Source organism: Flavobacterium ajazii (assembly GCF_010614725.1).
Taxonomy (GTDB): Bacteria; Bacteroidota; Bacteroidia; order Flavobacteriales; family Flavobacteriaceae; genus Flavobacterium; species Flavobacterium ajazii.
Genome location: NZ_JAAEHL010000016.1, coordinates 30479 through 52696, shown reverse-complemented (window position 1 = coordinate 52696; position 22218 = coordinate 30479). Strand labels below are relative to the sequence as shown.

Annotated in this window: 15 protein-coding genes; 8 read left to right on the top strand and 7 right to left on the bottom strand. The window is 33.6% G+C overall.

Annotated features, from left to right (window positions below):
- Positions 1-235: 235 nt before the first annotated feature.
- Together GWR14_RS22250 and GWR14_RS22245 are read right to left on the bottom strand one after the other, a co-directional pair.
- Positions 236-811 (bottom strand): Crp/Fnr family transcriptional regulator, encoded by a 576-nt coding sequence (locus GWR14_RS22250; protein ID WP_163411340.1) that lies wholly within the window; start codon positions 809-811, stop codon positions 236-238.
- Positions 812-990: 179 nt separating this feature from the next.
- Positions 991-2028, bottom strand: a complete 1038-nt coding sequence (locus GWR14_RS22245) for an SDR family oxidoreductase (protein ID WP_163411339.1) — start codon at positions 2026-2028, stop codon at positions 991-993.
- Between the two features lie 311 nt (positions 2029-2339).
- Between GWR14_RS22245 and GWR14_RS22240 the strand changes: the two genes are divergently transcribed.
- Entirely contained in the window at positions 2340-2786 is a 447-nt protein-coding gene (locus GWR14_RS22240; protein ID WP_163411338.1) for a response regulator, read from the top strand.
- Between the two features lie 12 nt (positions 2787-2798).
- Positions 2799-6437: a PAS domain-containing sensor histidine kinase gene (locus GWR14_RS22235; protein WP_163411337.1), complete on the top strand. Its 3639-nt coding sequence runs from the start codon at positions 2799-2801 to the stop codon at positions 6435-6437.
- A gap of 25 nt (positions 6438-6462) precedes the next feature.
- Here the strand turns inward: GWR14_RS22235 and GWR14_RS22230 are convergent, their stop codons facing one another.
- Entirely contained in the window at positions 6463-7236 is a 774-nt protein-coding gene (locus GWR14_RS22230) for a LuxR C-terminal-related transcriptional regulator (RefSeq protein WP_223150993.1), read from the bottom strand.
- Between the two features lie 106 nt (positions 7237-7342).
- Positions 7343-7999 (bottom strand): 3-keto-disaccharide hydrolase, encoded by a 657-nt coding sequence (locus GWR14_RS22225; protein WP_163411336.1) that lies wholly within the window; start codon positions 7997-7999, stop codon positions 7343-7345.
- A gap of 934 nt (positions 8000-8933) precedes the next feature.
- On the opposite strand from GWR14_RS22225, the gene GWR14_RS22220 reads away from it, so the two are divergent.
- The 4 genes from GWR14_RS22220 to GWR14_RS22205 are packed head-to-tail and all read left to right on the top strand — an operon-like array spanning position 8934 to position 18313.
- Positions 8934-9428: a hypothetical protein gene (locus GWR14_RS22220; RefSeq protein ID WP_163411335.1), complete on the top strand. Its 495-nt coding sequence runs from the start codon at positions 8934-8936 to the stop codon at positions 9426-9428.
- Positions 9425-12139: an RHS repeat protein gene (locus tag GWR14_RS22215; protein ID WP_163411334.1), complete on the top strand. Its 2715-nt coding sequence runs from the start codon at positions 9425-9427 to the stop codon at positions 12137-12139. The genes GWR14_RS22220 and GWR14_RS22215 overlap by 4 nt, the downstream gene beginning before the upstream one ends.
- 7 nt (positions 12140-12146) lie before the next feature.
- Entirely contained in the window at positions 12147-17801 is a 5655-nt protein-coding gene (locus GWR14_RS24080; protein ID WP_223150992.1) for a DUF6443 domain-containing protein, read from the top strand.
- The gene (locus GWR14_RS22205) at positions 17798-18313 is read left to right on the top strand and encodes a hypothetical protein (protein ID WP_163411333.1); all 516 of its coding nucleotides are present in this window, start codon (positions 17798-17800) and stop codon (positions 18311-18313) included. Before GWR14_RS24080 ends, GWR14_RS22205 begins: the two co-directional genes overlap by 4 nt.
- Before the next feature lie 439 nt (positions 18314-18752).
- On the opposite strand, the gene GWR14_RS23940 is transcribed toward GWR14_RS22205, so the two are convergent.
- On the bottom strand, positions 18753-18980 hold the full coding sequence (locus tag GWR14_RS23940) for a relaxase/mobilization nuclease domain-containing protein (protein ID WP_246236370.1): 228 nt from the start codon (positions 18978-18980) through the stop codon (positions 18753-18755).
- Positions 18981-19075: 95 nt separating this feature from the next.
- Between GWR14_RS23940 and GWR14_RS22195 the strand changes: the two genes are divergently transcribed.
- Positions 19076-20182, top strand: a complete 1107-nt coding sequence (locus tag GWR14_RS22195; RefSeq protein ID WP_163411332.1) for a pectate lyase family protein — start codon at positions 19076-19078, stop codon at positions 20180-20182.
- 228 nt (positions 20183-20410) lie between these two features.
- On the opposite strand, the gene GWR14_RS22190 is transcribed toward GWR14_RS22195, so the two are convergent.
- A complete protein-coding gene (locus tag GWR14_RS22190) occupies positions 20411-20764 on the bottom strand; it encodes a helix-turn-helix domain-containing protein (protein ID WP_163411331.1) in 354 nt (117 codons plus the stop codon).
- A gap of 309 nt (positions 20765-21073) precedes the next feature.
- Between GWR14_RS22190 and GWR14_RS22185 the strand changes: the two genes are divergently transcribed.
- Entirely contained in the window at positions 21074-21466 is a 393-nt protein-coding gene (locus tag GWR14_RS22185) for a winged helix-turn-helix transcriptional regulator (protein ID WP_163411330.1), read from the top strand.
- A gap of 67 nt (positions 21467-21533) precedes the next feature.
- Here GWR14_RS22185 and GWR14_RS22180 read toward each other — a convergent pair whose 3' ends face one another.
- Positions 21534-22217, bottom strand: coding sequence for a fibronectin type III domain-containing protein (locus tag GWR14_RS22180; RefSeq protein WP_163411329.1), 684 nt, complete (start codon positions 22215-22217; stop codon positions 21534-21536).
- Position 22218: the final 1 nt, after the last annotated feature.

The following is a 22218-nucleotide window of genomic DNA, read 5'->3' as shown; positions in this document are numbered from 1 at the left end:
TATTTGAAAATTCTGCTTAATTTGTAAATGTGCTAATTTAATAAGAATTTAAAGTTTGGAAATTTAATATTACCCAATTCTTCGATGCTATAAAAACAGATTTCCTAAAACTGATTGAACGGTATAATTTTTAAATTAAGATTAAGAACTTGTTTTAAAAAGGTTTCCGTGTAGCGAATTTCTTCAAAAGAGAAAGGGGATAAGTAAATAGAAGATGTAGTTTTATATCTGTGGGTTATTTCTCTTTTACAATCTGATGGCGTAGCCTGCTGAGCGACTGAGGAGTAATTTTTAAATAAGAAGCAATATATTGTTGCGGAACGTGTTGTGCAAGGGAAGGGTAGCGGCTTATAAATTCCAGATATTTAGTTTTGGCATTGCCGTAATTTAAGAAGTCATTGTCTTTGATTTTATTTAAAAGATGCGCTTCGGTTAAAGTTTTCAGGTAAATATAAAAGTTAGGAATTCTTTCTGTGAGTTGATCGATTGTCTTTTTAGAAAGAAAAAGAACACGGGTATTGGCAACAGCCTGAAAAGCATCTTTACAGGGCAGTGAACAGTTGTAGCTTTCCAGGTCTACAAAAAACTGATTTTCGCGCACAAAATATTTGGTTACTTCACCTTCTTTACCGGAAGTATAAACTCTTACGATTCCTTCTTCTATAAAACCAACCCTGTTTGTGATTTTACCAAAATCCTGAATAATTTCATTCGGCTTAAAAGAGTCTTCTTCAAACAAAAGTGAGATTTCTTCAATGGCATTTGCTGTTAGAATGCCCCCAAAACCCAAAACAGATTTTAATTTTTCCATGATATAGTAACTCGTTATTGAAATTCAAGATGACTGTCAGGCTGAGCGGAGTCGAAGCCTCTTGCGGTTAAAAAACCTTCGGCCCGCTCAGATGACATTATTTCTACAATTTATAAATCCATTTTGGCTATTTACTTTTAATAAAATTAGATTTTAAGCCAATTTTGCTCTATGGGTCGCTATTTTACAATCCCCAAATCTATTACGCTTTTGGCGCAGGATAAAATAGCTTTTTCCATTGGCAATGGCTGCCAGTTTAGCTCTTTTATAGCTTTTGACCGGTCTATTTTTCTTTTTATTCCCAAATCGATTAAGATTGGTTTTAATGATGTTTCGAAATTAGAGAGCAATTTAACAAAAAAATCAGGTAATTCTTTCAACGGAATCTTTCTGGCAGGATATTCTTTTTTCAAAACTCCGGCAATACTTTTAAAAGACAAGTACCCGGAAGAGGCCAGATAGCGCTGGTGGTTGGCCTGAGGTAATTCCATGGCCCTGATCAGCAAATCGGCAACGGAACGCACATCAATAATTTCGACACCAATTTTTGGAACAGCTGGCATGCTTCCGTCAATGGCTTTGATGACAATATTTGCCGAAGTTCCAAAATCTTCTTCAAGGACAGGTCCTAAAATAGCGCCAGGCAAAACAGTAACCAGTTCTAAACCTGGATTAGATTTAATAAAATCCCAGGCAGCTTTTTCGGCAATGGTTTTACTTCTGAAATAAGGAGTCGAATCTTTTTTGTTCAATTCGTTTGTCCAGTCATTTTCGGTAAAAGTAGTGCCAAGTTCTTTTTTGCTCTTACCATAAACCACTGCTGCTATTGATGATGTAATGACAACTCGCTTTACATTATTGTCAACAGCGCTTTTCAGGATGTTCAGTGCGCCGTTTCTGGCTGGCTCAATAAGTTCAGATTCATGTTTTGGGAGTTCACGCGGAAAAGGTGAAGCAATATGCTGAATGAAATCTATATTTTTTGTGAGTTCAGCCCATTTAGCAGCATCGTTCAAATCGGCTTCAACAATGGTTAAGTGCTCAATATGTGGCGTATGTTTTTTAATAATGGTTTTTAATTCATTTGCCCTGCGTAAATCCCGCACGGTGCCTGTAACTTTATAGCCTTTGTTTAATAACTGAATAGCGGTGTGAGAGCCTAAGAAACCAGATATTCCGGTAAGTAATACTTGTTTATTGTTTAAATTGTGTTCCATTGTTTTAGATTTTGATTTAAACAAAATTACCAATGGCTTTTCAGCAGGCAATTACCATTTGTTAAGAAATAAAAAAACGAATCAATTTTAAAAATGCCCGGGTTCCAAAAGATTTTATTTTAAAGTCTTAAAACTATCGGTAAAACATTCTGTGAGGAATATTAAAAATTAGTTTTATCTTAGCAGTAATGAAAGATTTTTTAATTCGGATTTCCTCAAAAAAAACAATGAAAAGCATTGAAGAAAAGGAAGTTGAAATATTTAGAAGAAACTCCAATACAATCGAAATTAATTAAAATTATCCTCATAAAATGAATAAGCAGATCTACAATCTTCTATTAGCAGATGATGATGACGATGATTGTATCTTTTTCAGGGAAGCCCTTGATGAGCTTTCACTTCCTGTAGTGCTTACAACTGTGCATGATGGAGTTGAGCTTATGGAGTATCTGGAAACTACTGGTGATAATTTGCCTGATATACTTTTTCTTGATTTAAATATGCCACGCAAAAACGGACATGAATGCCTGACAGAAATAAAGGATATTGAAGTATTAAAACAGCTTCCCGTAATTATTTTTTCGACTTCATTGGATACTAAAAATGTAGATTTACTCTATGATATGGGGGCGACTTATTACATTAGCAAGCCGGGCGATTTTTCAAAATTAAAAAAAGTAATCTCAGATGCATTCGTTAAAGCATCCGAAAATAATTTCAAACAACCTGACCGGGCGCAGTTTGTGCTTCAACCTTAAAACCGTTTTCGAATGAGCTTTACCAATAAAGAGCATTATTTTTTGGCCGATGGAGGAGAAATGGGAGAATTGATCCGGTCTAAAGACTGGAGTAAAACATCTTTAGGAAATCCTGACAACTGGCCGAAAAGTCTTCAGACAATGGTCTCAGTAATGCTTAATAATTCGTTCGGTATGTATATTGCCTGGGGGAATGATTATACACAACTGTATAATGATGCATTTCGTCCTATTCTGGGATGTATCAAACATCCGGATGCTATAGGAATCAGTTCAAAAGAAACATTTTCAGAAATATGGGAGACGATTGGGCCTATGTTTGATGATGTTATGAAGGGAAAATCAGTTGGTTCTCCTGACTTCATGATGGTATTAAACCGGAATGGTTTTAATGAAGAATGTTATTTTGATTTCTCTTACAGTCCGATAAAAAATGAAAATGGAGAAGTAGGAGGGGTTCTGGTAACGGTTATTGAAACTACAGAAAAGAAAAAAGCAACCGAAGCATTAAAAGAAAGTAATGCTAGGTTCATAAATAACATCATGCAGGCACCTGTACCAATGTGTGTGTTTAGAGGTAAGGATCATATTGTAGAAATTGCAAATACACAAATGATTCAGTTAATGGGGATCGAAGCAGAAAAGATAATAAATCAGCCTGTTTTTAAAGTGTTGCCCCAGTCAAAAGCACTGGAGGATATTTTGGATAATGTTTTTAAAACGGGTGAAATTTTTGTTGCAAATGAACAGCTTGTAAAACTAATACGAAATGGTCATACAGAAAACAGGTATGTTAATTATGTCTATGAAGCCCTTACAGAGCCCAACGGAACGATTTCCGGTGTTGTGGCTATTGCAATTGAAGTAACCGCTCAGGTTTTAGCCCGTTCGAAAGTTGAGGAAAGTGAACAAAAAATAAGGCAATTGGTAGAAAATGCGCCTTTCCCGATTGGCGTCTACGTTGGAAAAGAAATGCGCATCGAACTAGCCAATCAGTCTATTATGGATGTTTGGGGAAAAGGGAATGATGTGATAGGGAAATTATACAGAGACATCTTGCCGGAGCTTGAAAATCAACAGGTTTTTGAACAGCTTAATACCGTATTTGAAACAGGTGAATCTTTCCACAGCAAAAGTACTCAGATAGATCTTACAATAAACGGTAAATTAGAAACCTTTTATTTCAATTATAGCTTTACACCGTTATATGATATCAATGGTAATGTTTATGGTGTAATGAATACTGCAGCTGATCTTACTGATTTGTATGTTGCCAAGAAAAAAATAGAAGAAGCTGATAAACGTTTTCGTGATATTGTAAGACAGACTCCGGTTGGAATTACGATTCTCAGAGGGGCTCAGTATGTAGCTGAAATGGCAAATGAAGCGTATCTTAAATTGGTAGACAAAGAAGAAAGTTCCTTTGTTGGGAAGCCGTTATTTGAATCATTGCCCGAAGTGGAAACAACGGTAAGTTTACTGCTTGAAAATGTTTTAAAAACAGGAATTCCGTATCATGGAAATGAAGTGCCGGTTCCGTTGAGCCGTTTCGGAAAATTGGAAGTTTCTTATTTTGATTTTCTTTATTATCCTTTAAAAGAAGAAGACGGCTCTATTTCAGGTATTATCGTAACCGTTACAGAGGTAAGCGAAAAAGTACAGGCACGTAAAAAAATTGAGCAAAACGAAGAAAGGCTGAATATACTTGTCGAAGCCAGTGAACTGGGAACCTGGGAAATCAATATTAAGACCAAAGAATTAAGGTATTCTAAAAGATACCTTGAAATTGTTGGCGGATATAAAGAACAGATTGATTTAACCCACGAACAATTGCTATCCCATCTTCATCCTGATGATATGCACATCAGAAATGAGGCCCTGGAAGATGCTCTTCTTTCTGGAAACCTGAACTATGAAGCCCGATTGATTTGGGAAGATAAATCTATTCACTGGATGGAAGGGAAGGGGAAAGTTTTTTATGATGAAAATGGTAATCCTGAAAAATTAATAGGGACAATCAGGGACACTACAGTAGAAAAAAAGCGACAACAGGCAATAGAGGAAAGTGAAAAAAGGTTTCGTTCCTTAACAGAAAGTATTCCACAGCTCATTTGGGAAACTGATGAAAAAGGGAATGCCTTGTTTACATCAGGAAAATGGTTCGAATATACAGGAGTTCAGCCGGGAGAGGAAAACAGCTGGAAAGAAATGATACATCCTGATGATTTTGAAGAGAATATAAAAATATGGAGCCATTCATTAGCAACCGGTGAAGGCTACAGGGCTGATGTAAGGATCAAAAGTAAAGACGGAACTTACAGATGGCATGCTGTAATAGGCGAGCCGATACGAAATGAAAAGAATGAAATTATAAAATGGGTAGGAGCATTTACAGATATTCATGCTGAGAAAGCTTTTGCACATGAATTGGAACAACAAGTTAATACCCGTACCAAAGAATTAAATATGATAAATGAATCACTCAGAAAAAGTGAAGAGCGTTATCATTTAATGGTTGAAGAAGTGCAGGATTATGCGATATTGTACCTGAATCGTGAAGGAATAGTGGAGAATTGGAATGTCGGAGCAGAAAAAATTAAAGGATATAATGCCGGGCAAATTGTCGGGAAATCTTTTTCTGTTTTTTATACAGAAGAAGACCAAAAAAACAATCTGCCTCATAAACTGCTTGAAATTGCCCGTGAAAAAGGCAAAGCAGTTCATCAGGGATGGCGTGTGCGAAAAAATGGCACCTTGTTTTGGGCAAGTGTTGTTATCACAGCAATACATAACAAAAAAAAGGAAGTTATAGGTTTCTCAAAAGTAACGCACGACCTCACAGAAAAAAAAGAAGCAGATGACAAACTAAAACAGAATGCACTGGAGCTCGAGCAAAAAAATGCAGAACTGGAGCAAATGAATAAGGAACTACAGTCTTTTGCCTATATTTCAAGCCATGATTTACAGGAACCTCTACGAAAAATACAGACTTTTGCAACCCAGATAATGGAAAAAGAATCGGATAACTTATCAGATTTTGGAAAAGATAAATTTCAAAGAATGCAGAATGCAGCCAAGCGAATGCAGACCCTGATTAATGATCTCTTATCGTATTCCAGAACCAATATTCAGGAAAGGGTATTTGAAAAAACCGATTTGTCTAAAATTATAGACGAGGTAAAAGAAGACCTCAAAGAAGAACTGGAACAGAAGAAAGCAGTTATCGAAAAAGGGAAAACCTTTGAAGTAGATCTTATTCCGTTTCAGTTTAGGCAGCTGCTTTATAATTTAGTAAGTAATTCGATTAAATTCTCCAGACCCGAAATTCCGGCAGTAATAAAAATTAATTCAGAAATAGTAAAAGGGGCAGAGGTTAATAATAAAAAAGCGAAAGAAGATATCGACTATTGCCACATCAGTATTTCAGATAATGGTATCGGTTTTGATCAGCAATACAGTATAAAAATATTCGAAGTGTTTCAGCGTTTGCACGGGAAACTCGAATATACGGGAACAGGTATCGGACTCGCAATTGTAAAAAAGATTGTGGACAACCATAACGGATTTATTTCGGCAAACGGAGAAGAAAACGAAGGGGCTACTTTTGATATTTATATTCCCGTAAGTGAAATTAATCTTAAGCAAAATTAACAGTTCGAGGAAGTTTTATAGAATTTTAAATAATTCCCTGAATAATACAGTTTTTTATAAGTTGAGCCGTGTTTTTGGATTCGGATTTGGTCAGTATATTATTGCGATGTTTTTTTACGGTTAAAGGACTAATAAAAAGTTTTTCGGCAATTTCAGTATTGTTTAAGCCATTTGCAATCAGTTTGATAATGTCGATTTCTCTCTTTGAAAATTCTGTTAAAACCTGATTTTCTTCTTCTAAACTTAAATTCATAAAAGAAGGCTCTCCATTTAGACCAATAAGAGATATTTTATAAGTATTAAAATTACTCAAATGGTCAATTCGGGTATGGATGTTTAATGATTTTCCGTAGCCTCCATTATCATCCATAGTCAACATAATGGCCTGATGGTTAAACAAAGCATATTCTCCGTTTTCGAGTCTCGCTCTGTGGCTGTAGCTTATTTTGTAGTTTAATAATTTTTCACGCCCTATTTTTTCCTGAAAAAAGGTTGTCAAAAAAGCTTCTGCTTTTATTACAAATTCAATATCATCCGGATGAATAGCTCCCAGTATATCATTAAAAGTTATGGTTTCCGGACTGAAATTGTGCATTTCAAACAGGGAAGGACTGATATGTGAGAGTGACATATCAAAAAAATCAATGATATAAAAAGAAAACGGACCAGTACTGATTATTGAGTTTGTGAGGTCATCAAAAGTAATTTGATGTAGTTTTGTAGTTTTGATGGTTCTGTTGGAAAACCAGACATTATGAAGACTTTGAATCTCAGGAAGCATATTTTTAGGCTTAAACATTTGTTAAAGTAAATTAACGCAAAATAAACGTTAAATCAAATGATTCTATACCATATTTTCCTGCAAAAAAATATTGGCACTGAAAGAAGTAAATTAAGGTTTTTGTTTAATCTTTTGAAATATTTTTGATAACGATATTTTTAAAATCAATAGGGGAACTTTCATAGTTTAAGGAAATTCTGCCTTCGGTAGAAGAAGCTTCTATACACTCGTTAACCAGCTTTCCGTTCAGGTATTGTATGATTTTACCATTAAACGATTTGATAACAACAGAGTTCCATTCGCCATAAGGCTTTTCGTTTTCAATAAATTTGGGAGAAGTCACACTTGCGCCTGCCTCAACAAGCTTTCCATTTACTTTTGCAGTTACCTGATCTAAAAAAATAAAATCACCGGTAGTATTTTCTTTTATTTGAAACTGAATTCCCTTTGGCCAGATTTTGTCTGGGTAATCAGCAGGGATGTTGTACATGACACCGCTGTTTTTTTTGTTTTTTGTTTTAAATTTCTCTTCAACATTCCATCTGTATTCTAAACTAAGCTCAAAGTTTTTATAGCTTTTATTAGACATTAGGTAACCATTGATTTCACCATACATTCTGATCATACCGTCTGAAAACTCATAAACTTCTGAAGGTTTTTGTTTTTCAGTACTGTTTTTTGTAAAAGCATACCAGTCGTTTTCTGATAAACTTTTTTGCTGAACAGCACATGAATTTAAAAGTAAAAGAAAAGCAAAGGCAAAAGTTATTTTTTGGAACATAAGTAGAAAATTAAAAACGAAATGAATTTGACTGTTTAAAGCCGTAAAAATAAGGAATAGAAAACTTAGGAAGATTATTTAAAATTATGTTTTTTTTGAAAATAAGTTATATATGGATATGTTTTGAATATGATAAGCTTTATAAGAAGTATTACAATAAAAACACAAAAGGCTGAATCGAGACAGCCTCTTTTCTATTCAGGTACCTATCGGAGAAATCTTTTATTTACGCAATTCTCAACAGCTTGATTTTACTTTTGAGGCAACCTCTTTGTAGGCCTTAAGAATCTGTTTTCGAACCACTTTTTGCTGGATTTGAAGAAAATTTGTTAAATTAATTTTGCAAAAAAAACACTCTAAAACTTCATTGAAATCAATGCTTTAACTTTTACCTAATAAAAAAACTCAAATCCAATAAATCAATAACTAGAAAAGCTGTTAGAGATAAATTCAGGATATCTAAAAAGATAAGAATTGATAGTTTTCAGTATTATAATAACCCGTTGGTTGAAATTAAAAATAAGTCTCAGGCTGAGTCCATTCGGCTTCTCTCAGGATAAACTCAGTCGAAGCCCCTTCGTGTACAAAAACCTTCGACTCCGCTCAGGATGACACCAATTCCTTAAGTTATAAATGATATTTTATTCCCGATTTTATACTTTTTATAATCAAATCAATTTTTTTAATCAATTTCACCCAACGGGTTATAATACAAATAAAGTATCGTAATTAATCTATTGCAAAACTTTGCACAAACAAACAAACAAATATTTTAACTAATACGTTTTGTTTTGTTAACATTTACTTTCAATAAAGTAAGAAAAAGAATTTTAAATTGTTTTATTTTGACTCTTTTTTAATATAATATATTATTTTTTTAATGAAAGTACAATATTTAATAAGTAGTAAAATAAAAATTACAATATTTTGTTTGATGTTTTTAATATCTAAAAACTCCATATTTTCACAAGAGCGATATGCCCCTGGTGAAATTAAAAACATTATTCCTGAAGGAGATTTGACTGCCTCTCCCGATGTTGCATCATTCCAAAAAATGAATCTTTTTGATGTTAATTTATATACTGGAAAAGCAGATATATCAATACCTCTTTATGAAATTAAATTGGGAGATTTAATAATTCCAATCAAAATTGATTATAATACTGAAGGAATAAAAATAGATGATTTTGCTTCATGCGTTGGTTTGAACTGGAGTCTTTCTGCCGGTGGTAGCATTGTTCGAATAGTTAAAGATTTTCCAGACAACGAAGTCAGTTATGGTTTATATTCTGAGTACGACTGGGATTTGGGAGTAATTTTAAATCCCAGACTCACAGGATATGGATTTAATAGAAAAGCTGCTAATGCATCAACAGATTATTTAGCTTGGGGGCTTCCAACCGATTTGCAGTATATTCTGAAAACATGATTCAGGATTATACTCCGTTGCCTGGAGGCTTGGGAGATGTTTATGGTATTGAAAAAGATCTTTCTCCAGATATATTTATTGCTCATGGACCTGGAATAAACTCTAAATTTACCTGTATCAATAATTCACAAAAAGAAATCTATCCAAACAGTGGCAATATTTTTACAAGCTATTTTTTGGATAATGTTGGATATAAAATGGAGTCTGTTTTAATTGATAAAAAGACTATCATGGGATATGGCTTTTTTTCTGCGGGTAGCGGTAGTATGTTTCAAACTCATTTTGGAAGGACAGGCAATATAACTAAAGATTTTTCGGAGTTTAATATTACTAATGAAAAAGGTGTTAATTACAAGTTTGCTGAAGAGGAATTAAGTGAATCAATTTTAATTCCTTCTAATCTTAATGAAATTAATGACCACTTTCCCATATTTGAACAGGAGAATTCACATATTAATATGGTAATGAACAATTATTATAAAAGAATTCATACGTGGAATTTGAAAGCAATTACAAATAAAACTATTAATAAAACTGTGAATTTCGAATATGAAACTTATGGAAATAACTATGCCGTTGTAAATACATATTCTACTGGATATTCGAAAGTAAATCTACCCCCAAATCCCTTAACTTCCGATATATGTGCTTTGGATTTCCTTTCAGAACCCGTAGATCCGCTTTTTCATAAAACAGGAGCAGAAAAATATTGGGTAAAAAACCCAAGAAAAAAAAGGTTGACAAAAATAATTTTTGACCAAGGTCAAGTTGATTTCATTTACAATAATAACAGACTGGATTTTCCTGGAGAAAAATCTTTAGATGAAATTATTGTAAAAAATTTTAAGAATGAAATAGTGAGCCGTTACACTTTTAGCTATTCTTATTTTGATTCGAAAGAGGGCTGTACTTTACCAGAATGCAAAAGATTAAAACTTGTTTCCTTAAGCCAAATAGGGGCTAATGGCAAGATATTATCTCATACTTTTGATTATGAAGACACCAGAAAATTACCTAAAAGAGGTTCTTTGGAACAAGATTATTTTGGGTATTATAATAATAATGGACTAGTAGGAGTAACTTCTAGTACTGAATCTGTTTATCTGCCTAAACTTTATTTTTACAAAGACGGAGGAATAAATTCAATATTGCCTTTTAAGAAAAAATTAGATCCAAACTTCATTGAAATTCCAGGACTTATAGACTTAACTCCCAATGATTATTCATTGACAGGATTGTTAAAAAAAATCAAATATCCTACAGGTGGTTCTCTGGAGCTTAATTATGAAAATAACACTTTTAAATTTGCAAATCAGGAGTATGTATCTGGGGGAGCAAGAATTGTCAGTCAAATTTTATCTGATAACGGTATGATAAAGAAAAAAAATGAATACCAATATATTGAAGATGATGGGTCTACATCTGGCTACGTAAATAATCTTCCGGTTTTTGGATATCCGTCACTTTATAAATTGAATCCCTATAAAGTATATTCCTTTATTGTATATGATAAACCCAAATCAAATATTACGTTAACTAACGGAAGTTGTGTAGGATATTCTAAAGTTATCGAAAAAGAAGTTGATAATGGATATACAATTTATAATTTTACTTCACCAAAAACGATTACTGATGTTGAGGAAGTTAGAACACCAGTGAATAGTAATGTATTCCCTTTTTTAGGGGCTTGGGCTGAAAATTATGATTGTACCCAATCTCTCATTCTAAATTCGGCATACCCTAGTATCGCAAGAGTTGATAATGATTATATGAGGGGGAAGTTATTATCAAAAGAAATCTTTGATAAATTCAATCATCGACTATATACTGAAGAATTTAATTATTTTAATAGAGATCTGTCTGAACTTAATTTATTCAAATATTTTGGTATTACGAAAGAATCAGATCTACAAGATATTTCATATGTTTTTCGTGTTGATTCAAAAATAAAAACTTCGCAATACTTAAATAATTCGATTATAAAAACTTCTATATTGAACAGTAACCTCTCTACAACTACTACTTTTGAATACACACCCTTTTATCCTCTAATCCAAAAGGAAACATATACTGCAAATGGTTCAGATATAATCACGAATAAATATTATTGCTTTAACTCAGAAGTTTCCGCAAATCCTCAGATGACCGAATTATTAAACCAAAACAGAATAAGTGAATTAATAAAGGAAAATACATATAGAGGTAGTAATATTTTAAGTACTAGCCAATTTAACTATAATAATTTTAATGGAATTATAGATACAAAAAGTATTTCAACATCTAAGGGATTGAATTTACTAGAAGAACAGGATGTAATTGACCAGCGGGATGAATATGGAAATATAATCCAATATCATAATAAAGCGGGACTATTTACTTCTATAATATGGGGTTATAATAAAAGTGAGCCTATAGCCAAAATAGAAAATGCATCATATAGTCAGATTATATCATATGTTTCAAACCTTCAAAATCTCTCAAATACAGGAACTGAATCCAATTTAATCGTAGCATTAAATGATTTAAGAACAGCATTTCCTAATGCAGTGATATTTACATACACATACAAACCTCTCATAGGAATAACAAGTAAAACAGATTCTAAAGGCTACACCAATTATTATGAGTATGACGAATTCAATCGCTTGAAATCCACCAAGGATGCAGAAGGTAAAATACTGTCTAATTATCAATATAACTATAAGCAATAATCCAAGTATGAAAAAATATCTATTAGCTCTAATTTTGTGCAGCTTTTATTGTTTAAATGCTAAAACTGCTATTAGTTTCAATAACCCTATACCAAAGAGTACAGTCACAAATACCCAATATCCGGATTATTACCAAAGTGTCGAAGCTCGTTATTTGTCCAACACAAATGATTGGACTTCCGATGGTGCAAATGGAACAATCGAGATTTCCAATAATAATCTATATGTCGGTTTTGACCCTTCCTGGACCTACGGCCAACAAATAACTACAGGAGTTATTGCTTACATCAACATATACCCTGCCTTGCCTACTATCGAACTGGGGCCTATCTATGGCAATGGGCAGGAAACCGGATATTATGCCAAGATAGAAGACAACAACCTGGTGGTTTACACTCCAAATAATTACAGCGGAGTTTATTACACGTCCCTTTATTTTGGCATATCGATTGATTTGAATTGTGCAAAGAATTGGTATAAAGATATGGATGGCGACGGATTTGGAGACCCTAATTCCATTGCTATCATGGATTGTTACCAGCCTGATTACTACTATGTAGATAATAATTTAGACTGCAATGACCAAAGTAACACCGTCACTGAAATGCGGAATTGGTATGTTGATGCAGATAATGACAGTTATGGGGATTATCTGGATCAGAATCCCATTGCAAGTTGCCAAAAACCATCTTTTGGAAATTACGTCAGCAACAATTTAGACTGTGAAGATTCAAATAATACTATAAATCCTGCGACTGTCTGGTATGTTGATTCCGACAACGATGGGTTTGGCGACTCGAATGCTGCTCCAATTGCATCCTGCACAAAACCGGTCGGCAATTATGTAACCAACAAATTGGACAGCTGCCCTACTGAATATAACACTTCTAATAATGGCTGCCCAGTTACTATTAATAACATTAATGAAAATTATATTCGGGTCATTTCACCTACCATTCCTAGTACTAGCGTCAATGGTTTGTTAGCTGACCAAAAAACGGAAGAAATCACTTATTTTGATGGCCTTGGTCGTCCTATGCAAAAAATTGGCATTGCTGCAGGAGGAAGTGGTGAAGACATTATTACCCATATTGAATACGATAATTTTGGAAGACAGGACAAAGAACATTTGCCCTATGCAGAAACCAGCAATGAAGGTCTTCTTAGAACAGGAGATATTGCACTGGGAACTAAAAATTTCTACAATACGGCTAAATACGAAAATACCACCAATCCTTATTCTCAAAAAGAATTTGAGGCCTCACCGCTTAACAGGATTTTAAAACAGGCCGCTCCCGGAAATGATTGGAAGCTTGGAAACGGTCACGAAATAAGACTGGATTACCAGACTAATACCAATGCCGATCAGGTAAGGCGATTTGAGGTTTCTTTTATAGGTGGAAACACAGAAAACCCTTATTTAGAAGACAAAGGTATTTATGATCCTGCACAATTATACAAAACAGTTACTAAAGATGAGAATTGGACTGCAAACCAGGGATTTCCAAGCAATCATACTGCCCAAGAGTTTAAAGACAAAGAAAATCGTATTATTTTAAAAAGGACTTTTGATACAGGAAGATGGCATGATACTTATTATGTGTATGATGATTATGGAAATTTGACTTATGTATTGCCTCCCAAGCTTTTTACATACCATTCTATAACACAGTCCTTATTAGGGCTTTCTTCATACTTTTCTTCCGATTATTATTATTTTACTTTTTTTAATTCAGCTCAAAGTGATTCCGCTTATTTTGATGTAGGGCAAATAGGGGAGGATACATTAAATATCGTTCTTTATGAGTATGGCTTCATCCCTGGTTCTGAATTAAAATCCGGACCAATACCGGAGTCAGGTTTTCCCAATATCTCTGATATGGTTTTAAGCGATATTATGGTCTCGGATCAAAATGGAAACCTTGTTGTCGGAGGTGTGCTTTCTATTCAAAATGGCAGTATGTATATTACTGCAAAACCCGGAGTTGGTGTATATCCTAACAGTAATGGTGAATTTTATTTTTCAAAAACTATAAATCTTTCCACTTTACAAACAGATTTTACTCCACCAGTGTTGGATCGATCCACTTTGGATGATTTGAGTTATCAGTACAAATACGACAAACGCAATCGCCTTGTCGAGAAAAAACTACCCGGAAAAGAATGGGAATACATCATATACGACAAGCTTGACAGACCAGTTTTGACCCAGGACGCCAATTTAAGAACTGTCAACAAATGGCTGTTTACCAAGTATGATGCGTTCAATAGACCAGTCTTTACAGGTGAATATCTAAATACAATAAAAACAACACGTGCTGATGTACAGCTTTTGGCAGATGCCGGTATCACCTTATCAGAAACAAAGCAGGCGGTGGCGAATACCATCAATGGAACTACGATATATTACAGCAATTCAGCTTTTCCAAACCCAACCGATATTAATTTGTTTACCATTAATTATTACGATGATTATGATTTTGATTTAAATGGAGGAACAAGTACAACATCTTACGGAATAACTCCTATAATCAATGCCAAAGGTCTGGCTACAGGAAGCAAAATCCGTGTTTTAGGGACTGCCAACTGGATAACTAACCTGACCTATTATGATGATAAAAGCAGACCCATTTACACCTATAGCAAAAACGATTATCTGGCTACTACCGGCACGGTAAAAAATCAACTCGATTTCATCGGCAAAACTCTGGAAACCACGTCAACACACTTGAGAAACAGCATTACCACCACTATAATAGATAAATTCGACTATGATCAGGCCGGAAGGCTGACTAAGCAGACGCAGGCCATCAACGGAGCAGCTACTCCAGAAGTAATTGTTTCCAATACCTATGACGAGCTGGGACAATTAACCAGCAAAAAAGTGGGTGGAAAAACCAATAACGGACTACAAAAAGTGGATTATGCTTACAATATTCGCGGCTGGCTCAAAAGCATCAATAATCCCGATAATTTGAATCAGGACAATGATTTGTTTGGTTTTGGATTATATTACAATACCATAGCGAATCCTTCACTTTCAACTTATGATCAAAACAAGCCTTTGTACAACGGAAACATCAGCAACACTTCCTGGAAAACCAATAGCCTGAATCCCGTTTTAAAACAGTATAATTATAGCTATGACGCTTTGAATCGATTTAGGAGTGCTCTGTATGGTGAAAATAATGTTTTAAACAGAAAATTTGACGAATCCATTAGCGGCTATGACCTGAATGGAAATATTACTGGTGTACAGCGTAATATTCAATATCCTGAAAACGCAAATAATTTTACTTATATTGATTATTTAATCTATACCTATGATAAAGGCAATCGATTGACGAGAGTTGCTGATAATTATAAAAATTTTGCTTATGGTAATGAAGGATTTAAAGATGGTACAAATACCGATGATGATTACCGATATGATGCCAACGGCAATATGACTGTAGATAAAAACAAAGGCATAATAGGTGCTAACACAACAGACGGTATCGCGTACAATCATATGAATTTACCTGTAAAAATAACATTAGGAACAGGGACTATCGATTATGTGTATGATGCCACAGGTGTAAAACAACGCAAAATAGTAAGTCCGGGAATTACAACTGATTATGCCAATGGATTTCAATATGAAAACAACATATTGAAATTTTTCCCACAGCCTGAAGGGTATGTCGGGTATAATAACGGAACTTTTAGTTATATTTACCAGTACAAAGACCATTTGGGGAATGTACGGTTGAGTTATGCCGACAAAGATAATGATGGTGCAATAGTGGGTGCTACCAGCACCGATATTTTTAATGATGGATTTGAGTCTGGTAATAACTGGGGAAGCAATCCAATATACGGAGGAACAATAACAGCTTATGATACCACTAAAAAGCATTCGGGTAATACAAGTGCTAAGATTGAAAAATTGACTGCGGGAGAATTGTATGTCCATAACAATACCTGGATACCTATAAATAATGCTCAGGCAACATATTATATTTTTTCCGGTTGGGTCTACAGTAATGGTCCTTCCGCCGACATTTATTTGTTTATGAAAACTAATACCGAGACGGGATATTATACAAATGTTGATTATGTTAGAAATAATTATACTGGCCAATGGACATATATAGAGAAAATAGTGCTTGTGCCCGCCAATATTGCATCCATTAATTTAAGGATAGACAATAATGGAGGTGGAACGGTTTGGTTTGATGATGTCAGCATTAAAAAAGTTAACGATACCAATGAAATCATTGAAGAGAACAATTATTATCCGTTTGGTCTCAAACACAAAGACAGCAACAATATAGTTACTTCAACCAATCCGGGACAGAAGTATAAGTACAATGGAAAGGAGCTCCAAGACGAGCTGGGTCTTAACTTTTACGATTACGGGACACGTAATTATGATCCAGCAGTTGGAAGATGGATGAATATTGATCCACTTGCAGAACAAGGTCGCAGATGGTCACCTTATAATTATGCAATGGATAATCCTGTATATTTTATTGACCCAGATGGTATGTGGCCAGATAATCCTTTTACAGGATTAATTGATAGAGCTAAATCTGCAATGAGAAATTACGTTGCAAATAAGGTAAGTACGGTTGTTTCCAATATAAGAAATGAAGTTGCCCAAAAAGCTAGTGCTATCTTAGATAAAATAACTCCCGATATTAAAATAGGTAAACCTGAAAAAGCTAGAAAGGCTTCTGGTTCTGGTGTTAGTTTTGCGACCGAGGGAGGAAAGTCAGGGGGGATGACAACAGACCAAGTGGGTAGAGAAACGAAACAAGTTGATATGAGTGTAGTTATTGGATTGACAGATGTTTATGGTCCGCCGACAACGGTACCAGGGGTAGCACCAGATGGAAGTAATTCTTTTGTCAAAACTCCAGACGGCAGAGAAGAAGTAAAATCTGAATCAACGATGAGTAAAAGTAAAGAAGGTGATTATGTAACTATTGAAACGGAAAACTCAAGAGCTGTACCCGCAATGGGAATTAATCCATCACAAGTTCAGACATTTAAAAAAGATACAATTGTAAAAAGAGGAGATGTTAATAAAGTTAGGGCTAATGACGCTAAAGAAAAAAGTAAAGCTTATGAAAAGCAAAAAAGAATAATAGTAGCCGTTAGTGCTATTTTGATATTAAATTTTAGTTCTTGTAAAGATAATCAAAACGATAAAAAAGGCCGTTTCAAAAAAGAAGGTATTGTGTACAATGGTTTTAAAAATGAAACTGTCGAGTTTTATTTTGATTTTCCTGATACAGTCTATATTAATACAGTCTATAAGGGTAATATTAATTATAAAAGTGTACTAGATACCATTACCAAAACTTTTGATGATAAGAGAAGAAGCAGGTATATACTGTATTATATGCGAAATACAAAAGATATAAAGTATAGTGTTGATGAGCTAAAAAAAATGAAATTAGATACTTTTGGAGCAATTAATAATAAATCAATACCTATTTACGGAATAAAATTTTCAGAATTAGGAACTTATTACTTGGATGGTATTATTGATGATCATGTGACAATTGATACATTTACTCAAAAGTCCATAGATAAAGTTCGTTATATCGAGAATTTAGTAAGGGCGACACACAAAGTAATAGTTGTAAATAAACCCAATATTAAAAGTAAATGATAATTATATTAGAGAAGAATTTTGAATATAATCAACGGAAAAATTTATTTTTTGTTTTATTTATAATAGCATTTGTTTTTTTAGGGATATTAAACTCTAAATTAAATATGTTAATGTATTATATTGCAATTATTTTGAGTATAATAATTTTACTTTTAATTTCTTTATTGTTATTGAAAAAAGGCATTGTTATAAATGAGAAAAAAGTATTTATAGGGTATTTTCTTTTGGGTAAATTAATTGCAAAAAAAGAAGTTCTCATTGAAGGATTTTCCATAATATCAGTACTTATCTTTAATAAAAAGAGGAACTATAATTATGTTATCCGCCCATGGGAACCAAAGCTTGCATTGGAAATGAAATCGTTTGATATAAACTTATTAAATGTAAAACATACTTTAAGAAAAAGATTATTGCGTTTAGAAAAGGAGAAAAGTTCAAACAGAGCTATTGAATTTCTACTCCATAATTCTGACTTAAAATTTGAAAACTATAATCCAAATTTTGATTAATGTTTACATTGCGAGTTTCGTGGTGTTCAAAATAGGTGTTTTTATAAAATAATAACCTAAAGAACTAAAATAGAATTAAAATGTTAATTATTAATTTGGATATGTCAACGAAAATTCGAGACATAAATAAGGGTGCATTTTTGCACCCTTATTTACTTTAAATTCCTTTATAAAATCTCCTCTTCTTCTGTTTAAACTGTTTCGAAACATAGTCACATATTTTTTCCCTGCGAAGCAGGATGTCTGCAAGATTTTCTTTTTACATACTCTTTTAATTCAAGATCTTTATAGTTGTCAGAATATGTCGAAACAGAATTTTGATGCTTTCTTTCAAATGCAAGAATGTTGAAAGCACAGCTTTCCTGAATTCTTTTTGCACTGAATTCTTTTCCCAGACTGCTCCCATTGAAAATAAATTTTGTTTTATGGTCAACGTATGTTACTCCGTAAATCTGCCCTTCATTGCTTTTCCGTATTGGACTCTGCCGACATCTATCGGATTTAACGAAAAGGATTCTTTCTGTTTTCTTCCTTCGGCTTTTACAAGTCCGAACATTTCTTCAATTTCTTTTCGGGCAGGTTCTGATTTTCTGACTCCCAATAAATGAAGATCGATTCTTTTTCCGTCTCTCTGAATGTTGTTTGTCACTATATGACAATGAGTCATAAATTATTCCAAAAAAGTTGAACAAGTTCAATAAATTAAATAGTCATTTCGGTAAAATTTGTACTAATAAATTATAACCCCAAAATCAATTAATTATGAAATTTAAAAAAAATGCTTCACTGTTATTAGTCTCAATTTTTTTTACTGTTTCTTGCAGTAAAGACGATAACAGTGCAGTTCAAAATGAAAATGCAGTGGTTTCTGCTGATGTTTCACCGAGTACAGCAAAAGTTGGTAATTGCAGCGAAGTTCCCGGCTGGGCTTCTCAAAACGGAGGCACAACTGGTGGTGGGAGTGCGGCAGAAGAAAACGTAACTACTTACGCTAATTTAAAAACAGCTATTGAAAATAGCAATGTAAAAGTTATAAAAATATCTGGTACTATTCAGATTCCGGCTACTTCTACCGGAAGATTATTGCTTCAGGGACAGTCCGGAAAAACCATATATGGTGCAAGTGGTGCAAAATTGGTATCAACAGATCAGACTACTGCAAATTCCGGTATTATTAATATTAAAAACTGCACCAATATCATCATAAGAAATTTAATATTTGAAGGTCCGGGAGCTTATGATACTGATGGCTGGGATAATGCTATTATTGATAACTGCCAAAATGTTTGGGTCGATCATTGTGAGTTCAGAGATGGTGTCGATGGAAATTTAGACATTAAAAATAAATCTGATTTTGTTACAGTCTCTTATACAAAATTTGGTTATCAGAAAACTCCAAAAGCAGGAGGCCCCGGAGGAACTGATGATCATAGGTTTTCAAATTTAATAGGTTCAAGTGATACGGCTACAGGAGATCGCGGAAAATTGAGAATCACTTTTGCCAGATGCTGGTGGGCACCCGGATGCAAGGAGAGAATGCCAAGAGTAAGATTTGGAAAAGTTCATATTATCAACAGTTATTTTAGCAGTTCAGTAAGTAATAAATGCATTATGGCCGGTTTTGAAGCTGATATCCGGGTTGAAAAAAATGTATTCGAAAATGTTACGAAACCTATTGATTTAATGACTGGTTTTACAGCAATCACACAACTTGATAACAGTTTTATCAATACCACAAATACTGTAACTGGCAGTAACGCTTTTACACCCCCATATACAATCGTTACGCTTCTTACAACTGCTGTAAAAGCTGATGTTACCGCTAATGCCGGTGCCACTTTTACAGGAAATATTTGTGGTTCTTTTTAATTAAATTTAGCCCGCTGCTGTGATTGTTGTTAGCAAATATAATTTGTAAATGTACGCAGCTAATTTGTTTGGAAGAAATTGTTTGAATTAGACTTTTCAATTATTGACAGCGGGTTAAAATTCAGTACACATATATTTCAGTGCCTGGTGTTTTTAGATATTGAAATATATGTTTTTTAAGTATTGATGAATTAATTAGGAGGCACTCCGGAAAGAAGAGGATTATGATTATTTCGTTTTCTTTATAGAATCAAATTCGAGGGTTTTGCTTTTCAGTGCTTTTTCAAGACTTTTTATTTTTTTCATATAGACTTTATTAAGCCTTACAGCTTCATCAATCTCTGAATTTTTATCAATAGTTGTTTTGACAGATACAGGACTTTGAAAACTAATAATGTCATCGACACTGACTTCTAAAACACCGGCAATTTTTATTAATCGATTATATCCCAGTATAGTTTTTCCTTTTTCAATTTTGTTGTAACCGGACTGTGTTAATCCTAATTGACAGGCCATATATTCCTGGGTATAATTTTTTAACTCTCGTATATTCTTAATATTGTTTATTATAGAATTCCGCATATTTTTATTTAAGATGATTCTTATATTTCACATCACACAAAAATAAATACATTATATGACTAAAGATTGTATGCTTACCTCAAGGTAACTGGTTTAAAATGTAAAATATTACTTAGTATTCTCATTCTAATTCTATATGGTAGACTTAGAAAACAGTAAATGTTCTTTACTAAATGCGTTTTCTTTGAATTATCATTTTTTATTATTCACAAATAAAAATTAAGCATTAATAATGTATCGTCTAAGAAACAAAAGGAGATATTTTTGATTGGCCTTAACCACAAGACGACTATCCAAATAATTAGACCAATGACAACAAATAATGAGGAAAATGTGCCCAATGTAAAAAAACGGGTAGAAAGAATTTTAAAATGTAAAACAGAGGTTCAGCCTATTATGGATGCTATGTATGTGATAACCGGTAAGTGGAGAATACCCATAACAATAGCACTTATGGAAGGCAATAGAAGGTTTAGTGAAATTATGAAAGAAGTTCCTAAAATTACTTCAAAAGTATTGGCACAACAATTAAAGGAAATGGAGCTAAATGGATTTGTTGAAAAAAAGATTTATAGTGATAATGTAATAAGAACTGAATATGAACTCACTGAATATAGCTGGTCTGTTAAACCTGTTATATTGGCTTTAAGGGATTTTGGTATTAACCATCGTGAAAAATTAAGACAGGAAAATTTGATTTGAATTATTCCAATAAAAAAATCTCATTTTCATTATGAAAATGAGATTTTTACATATCTGAAATTTCAGTTTAATAGGTTTTAAATCTCCAGATTTGACCGACAGTTTCTCCGCCTTTCCCGTCTTTTACAACTACTTTCCAGAAATATTCTTTTGAAGGCTGCAGGGTTACATCGATTGTCTTTGTGGTATTGTTTTCACTTATTTTGGTCACAGGAGGATTTGCGGTTCCGAAATACACATCATAGCTAAGAAAATCATAGGAGTCAACATCAGCAGCATTCCACTTCAGAGTAGCTGTTGTAGCATTCAGCGTTGTATTAATTGCCGGACTGATCAGCTCTGGTGAGAAAGGCAAATGGTTGACTATGGTTTCTCCTTCTGTGTAAAATTTATAAGTCTTACTGTACTTACTTGATATACCTTCAGAATTTACGGTTTTAATTCTCCAATAATAAGCAGTGTTTAGTTCTAGTTCTATTTCCGTATAATTTGATTCGGTTTCCAATGTCTCTACAATTTGATTAAATTGATTGTCTTTGGCTATTTCTATTTGATAGATAATGAGATCATTATTCGGTTTTTTTAAATATTCCCATTCAAAGGCAACATAATTATTTATGCATAATTTATTGTTTGCAGGGGAAATTATTTTTGGGACATTAGGAGTTTCGTTTTGATTTTCATCGTCTCCGCCATTGCTGCATGCGACAAACAAAAAGCTAATAATGGTTAAGTATATAAATTTCTTCATC

Excerpts from the sequence above, each read along its gene's own strand:
- GWR14_RS22195 (WP_163411332.1), top strand. The coding sequence starts at position 19,076 with ATGAAATTTAAAAAAAATGCTTCACTGTTATTAGTCTCAATTTTTTTT.
- GWR14_RS22205 (WP_163411333.1), top strand. The coding sequence starts at position 17,798 with ATGATAATTATATTAGAGAAGAATTTTGAATATAATCAACGGAAAAAT.
- GWR14_RS22235 (WP_163411337.1), top strand. The coding sequence starts at position 2,799 with ATGAGCTTTACCAATAAAGAGCATTATTTTTTGGCCGATGGAGGAGAA.
- GWR14_RS22220 (WP_163411335.1), top strand. The coding sequence starts at position 8,934 with ATGTTTTTAATATCTAAAAACTCCATATTTTCACAAGAGCGATATGCC.
- GWR14_RS22185 (WP_163411330.1), top strand. The coding sequence starts at position 21,074 with ATGACAACAAATAATGAGGAAAATGTGCCCAATGTAAAAAAACGGGTA.
- GWR14_RS22225 (WP_163411336.1), bottom strand. The coding sequence starts at position 7,999 with ATGTTCCAAAAAATAACTTTTGCCTTTGCTTTTCTTTTACTTTTAAAT.
- GWR14_RS22180 (WP_163411329.1), bottom strand. The coding sequence starts at position 22,217 with ATGAAGAAATTTATATACTTAACCATTATTAGCTTTTTGTTTGTCGCA.
- GWR14_RS22240 (WP_163411338.1), top strand. The coding sequence starts at position 2,340 with ATGAATAAGCAGATCTACAATCTTCTATTAGCAGATGATGATGACGAT.
- GWR14_RS22250 (WP_163411340.1), bottom strand. The coding sequence starts at position 811 with ATGGAAAAATTAAAATCTGTTTTGGGTTTTGGGGGCATTCTAACAGCA.
- GWR14_RS23940 (WP_246236370.1), bottom strand. The coding sequence starts at position 18,980 with ATGACTCATTGTCATATAGTGACAAACAACATTCAGAGAGACGGAAAA.
- GWR14_RS24080 (WP_223150992.1), top strand. The coding sequence starts at position 12,147 with ATGAAAAAATATCTATTAGCTCTAATTTTGTGCAGCTTTTATTGTTTA.
- GWR14_RS22215 (WP_163411334.1), top strand. The coding sequence starts at position 9,425 with ATGATTCAGGATTATACTCCGTTGCCTGGAGGCTTGGGAGATGTTTAT.
- GWR14_RS22190 (WP_163411331.1), bottom strand. The coding sequence starts at position 20,764 with ATGCGGAATTCTATAATAAACAATATTAAGAATATACGAGAGTTAAAA.
- GWR14_RS22245 (WP_163411339.1), bottom strand. The coding sequence starts at position 2,028 with ATGGAACACAATTTAAACAATAAACAAGTATTACTTACCGGAATATCT.
- GWR14_RS22230 (WP_223150993.1), bottom strand. The coding sequence starts at position 7,236 with ATGTTTAAGCCTAAAAATATGCTTCCTGAGATTCAAAGTCTTCATAAT.